Below are 4,257 nucleotides of genomic sequence, written 5' to 3' on the forward strand. Positions count from 1 at the left end.
GGGGTCGGTACACAGAACGGACCCAGATATACGCTAAGGTTTTGCCGTGCCTTCGACGGCGCGCATCTGGCGAAGCGGTCTGAGCGCGGTGGATGGCGCATCGGGATCGGTCCAGAGGTAATCGCCGGTGAGATTGATATGCTGCCAACCGAGCGGTGATAGGTGTTGCAGCAGGTCCGGCGGGACCGGCCGGCCGAGGTTGGCGAGATGCATCCGGGCGGCTTGCAGGTAGGTCGTGTTCCACAGGACGATGGCACCGGCGACGAGGTTCAGCGCGCTCGCCCGATGGCTTTGGGCTTGCAGCGCATGATCGCGGATACGGCCGATGCGATGGAAGAAGATGGCGCGTTTCAGGGCATTTTCCGCTTCTCCCTTGTTGAGTTCGCGGGTGGCGCGGCGACGCTGTTCGGGCTGCTCGATCCAGTCGAGCGTGAACAGGGTACGCTCGACGCGACCGATCTCGCGCAACGCCAGTGCCAGGCCGTTGGCGCGTGGATAGGAGCCGAGCCGTTCCAGCATGATCGAGGCGCTGACGACGCCTGTGCGGATCGAGGTTCCCAGTCGCAGCACGTCGTCCCAGTGTGCCTCGATCAGACCTTCGTCGATGCGGCCCGCGACCAGCGGCGCAATATCGGGGCCGGGTTCGATGCCGTTAAACAGGTGCAAACGGCGTGCGGCGATATTCGGGATACGCGGCGCGAACCGGAACCCAAGCAGATGACATAGCGCGAACACATGGTCGGAGACGCCCCCGCCATCGACGTGATGCTCTTCGATGTGCAGATCGGCGCCGTGGTGGAGCAGCCCGTCGAGCACCTGTGCCGCCTCGCTCGCCGAAGCGGAGATAACTGTGGAATGGAACGGCGCGTAGCGATCCGAGACGTGGCTGTAAAAGGAGACAGCCGGCTCTGTCCCCTTGTGCGGATTGACTGCGCCGGTTGCCTGGGCGCGGCGGTCGAGCGGAAAGTTCTGACCGTCTGAGCTGGACGAGGTGCCGGACCCGAACAGCGCGGCCAGCGGCGCGGTGTGTTGGGCGTCGACAAGCCGGGCGAGCGCGCGACCGTAGGTTTCCTCGCGCAGATGCCACGAGGCGAGCCAACCGAGTTGGCGCTGGGTCACGAGATTGCAGGCTTCCGCCATGCGCGTATGGCCCAGATTGGTGGCATCGGCGAGCACCGCCGTGAGGATCGCACGTGGTTCATCCGCGGCACGGCCACTTTGCAGATGCGTGAAGCACTGGCTGAACCCGGTCCATCGATCGACTTCGGCAAGAAGGTCGGTGATGCGGATCGCGGGCAGATGCGCATAGAGCGGCGCAAGGGCGGTATCGGATTCCTCGGGAGTAATCGCCTTCAAGGGCGAAATCCGCAGCCTGCCCAAGCTGAGCTGCACGTCTTCCAGCGCGTCCGTCTCCGCCTTTCGCTCGACCTCGGCCAATCGACGGGCGAGGCGGGCGCGTCGTTCGGCCAGCCAGATATCGGCCGTATCCGGTGCCGGTATCGGCAAGGGGCCGGCCGCGCGCATGTTGGCGAATACGGGGGCAGGAATGAGTTGCTGCTCGACAGCACGATAGCGTCGGCTTCCCTCGACCCACATGTCGCCGGCGCGAAGCCGGTCGCGAAGCTCGACCAGCACGCACAATTCATAGATCCTGCGATCGGGAATGCCGGTGCCGATCGCCCGACGCCAAGCTTGCCGGATGAAGCCGACTGGCGTGCCTGCAGGCAATTTGCGCAGATGACCAAAATGAAGGTCGCGCATGATCGCGACCGCTCGCGCGAGCGCATGGCAGGCTGGCACCGCCCCGAATGTGAACGAGGCGATGAACGAGGGACCGACCTGTCGGAGGACGGGGTAATTGGTCGCGGCGACCGCGACGGGATCGACCGAATCGGGGCGGATCAGCTTGCGGGCTTCATCGACCTCGCGGCCGAGATCATTCCATCCGATCGCTGCCTCGACCGCAGCGCCGATATCGCCACCTGATATCTTGGCGGCGAGCAAGGCAGCGCCGAGTTGGGCAAGCAGCCGGATTTTGCCGTTGATGGTGCGCCGGTTGCGCTTGAGTGTCGTGTCCGCGCTGTTCTGTTCGCGCCGGAACATCTGCCCAAGCAGGCGATCGAACATCAGCACCGCATCGTCGGTGAGGGTAACGATGGTTTCGAGGATGGTCGCCACCAATGTGGCGCGACGCCGCGTCGCTTGCAGCGTCCGAACATGTTGCGCGGTCAGCCGCACGCCTTCCTGGCACAGGCGTCGGAGGCGCTCGGGATGGACGCCTACGGCGATATCCGGATCGATCCCGATGGCCCGAAGCAGTGTCAGTCGCTCGATGATGGCGGCGAATGTCTTTCGGCCGGGCTTGCCGGGTGACTGCCGCACCCAGGCCAGATCGCTCAAGTTCGTGCCTGTGTGGGGCAGGAGAAGCGCATCGAGCAGCCGGCGCTGTCGAGCATCGAGTCCTCGGGTCAGATGCTCGGCGACATGGCGTTCGGCATCGAGCAACGCCTGTGCGACCATCCGCTCGACCGAACTGATGCCCGGCACAATGATGCGCCGTCGCCGGCACTCATCCAGCATCACGCGCGCCAGCCTAGCCCCGCTGGTCGTCGTCAGCGCGATCGGCAGGAGCCATTCCTGCAACGTCGTTCGCAGCGGCCGACTGAGCGGCATGAAGCCGAATGCATCGCGCAGTGCATCGAGCTGTTCGTACCGGGTCGGGCCGCGCGTCGCGTAGTCGGCCAGCACCTCGGGTCCGACCTGCAATTGCTCTGCGACGAACGCGAGCGGCGTATCAGGGATCAGTTCACCGGGTCGCAGGAAACGGCCAGGATAGCGCAGCGCGCAAAGCTGGATCGCGAAACCCAGCCGGTTATGCGGTCGCCTCCGGCGGACGATGATGGCCAAGTCGTCCCGGCTCAATGTCCAGTGCTGGACGAGCAGGGTTTCGTCGTCGGGAAGCGCGAGCAACGCCGCGCGTTGCTCGTCCGACAGGACGGCGCGACGCGGCATCGGCTTAGACCTTGGCCGGTGCGGTCCAGCCGATCCGGGCAAGCGTGCCGAGAAGGGTCGAACGCGGCACCTTGAAGGTCCGGCAGACGGACGCCTTGCTGGCCCCGCCATCCAGCGCGGCGGTGATCCGCTCGAGCGTTTCGGCGTCGATCATCGGCGGGCGGCCACCTTGGCGTCCCCGGCGTTTGGCAGCAGCCAGTCCCGCCATCACCCGTTCGCGCGTGAGCGCACGCTCATATTGTGCCAATGCACCGAACAGCGAGAACAGCAATTCGCCGTGCGGCGTGGTCGTATCCATCTGCTCGGTCAGCGACCGGAACGCGATGCCGCGCGCCTTCAGATCGGTGACGATCGTCAGCAGGTGCGGCAGCGAGCGTCCGAGCCGGTCGAGCTTCCACACGATCAGTGTGTCGCCCGCGTTCAGATAGTCGAGGCAGGCTTTCAGGCCTGGTCGGTCGTCGCGCGCGCCGGATGCCTTGTCGGTATGGAGATGCCGATGATCGACCCCGGTTGCGACGAGCGCGTCCCGCTGGAGATCGACCGTTTGGCGGTCATCGGTCGTTGACACCCGCATATATCCGACCAGCATGTACGACAAACCCTCGAAAGCATGTTTTCGAACACCCTATCAAAGCGACAGGGTTTGTCGATCGTTATGGGCTGAGGCGGGTATGGTTCGGCAAAAGCGCAGGTCCGGAGCGTCGCCTATCACCTGTTTGCCGTCACGCGTCTGCTGTCCGTATGGACGCAAGTAGAAGGCACGCTGATGCCGCAAGAAGCACCAGGTCCTTCAACAGGAACTGTCCGGTTCCGGCCGAAATCGCCGGGAACCCGCCAGCGGTCGGCTCGGCGACGCCAGGCGTGCTCAGGAAAAACGTCAGTGTCACGGCATAAGTCAGGCATGACATCGCCGCGCCGAGAGCGGAGGCCGTCTTGTTGAAAGCACCGATAATCAGCGCAGCGGCCGTCGCGAGCTCGACGGTGCCTATAAAATAGCTTCCACCCTGCACCCCAAAAACGGCCGGAATCCAGCTCATGATCGGACTGTTCTTCATCAATGGCGCGATGCCCATCGCTTCATAGCTCGTGAATTTCATGCAACCGAACCAGAGAAAGATGACCACCAGCGCCCAGCGCAGCAACGCGAGAGACCCGCGAGAGCCGGTCGTCTTTTCAGCTATGTGTAATGTCGAAAACATGGTGCCTCGCTTTCATCATGGCGCATGACCTGCCTTCATGCTTAGA

The 4,257-nt window shown here is 64.1% G+C and carries 3 protein-coding genes; all 3 read right to left on the reverse strand.

Annotated elements, in window-relative coordinates; all coding sequences use genetic code 11:
- Positions 1–33 precede the first annotated feature (33 nt).
- On the reverse strand, positions 34–3,012 hold the full coding sequence (locus C7451_RS19515; RefSeq protein ID WP_012449407.1) for a Tn3-like element ISMpo10 family transposase: 2,979 nt from the start codon (positions 3,010–3,012) through the stop codon (positions 34–36).
- 4 nt (positions 3,013–3,016) lie between these two features.
- A complete protein-coding gene (locus tag C7451_RS19520) occupies positions 3,017–3,601 on the reverse strand; it encodes a recombinase family protein (RefSeq protein WP_010339849.1) in 585 nt (194 codons plus the stop codon).
- A gap of 133 nt (positions 3,602–3,734) precedes the next feature.
- Positions 3,735–4,211: a YkgB family protein gene (locus C7451_RS19525; protein WP_010339850.1), complete on the reverse strand. Its 477-nt coding sequence runs from the start codon at positions 4,209–4,211 to the stop codon at positions 3,735–3,737.
- Between the last annotated feature and the right edge of the window lie 46 nt (positions 4,212–4,257).

Source organism: Blastomonas natatoria (assembly GCF_003201955.1).
Taxonomy (GTDB): domain Bacteria; phylum Pseudomonadota; class Alphaproteobacteria; order Sphingomonadales; family Sphingomonadaceae; genus Blastomonas; species Blastomonas natatoria.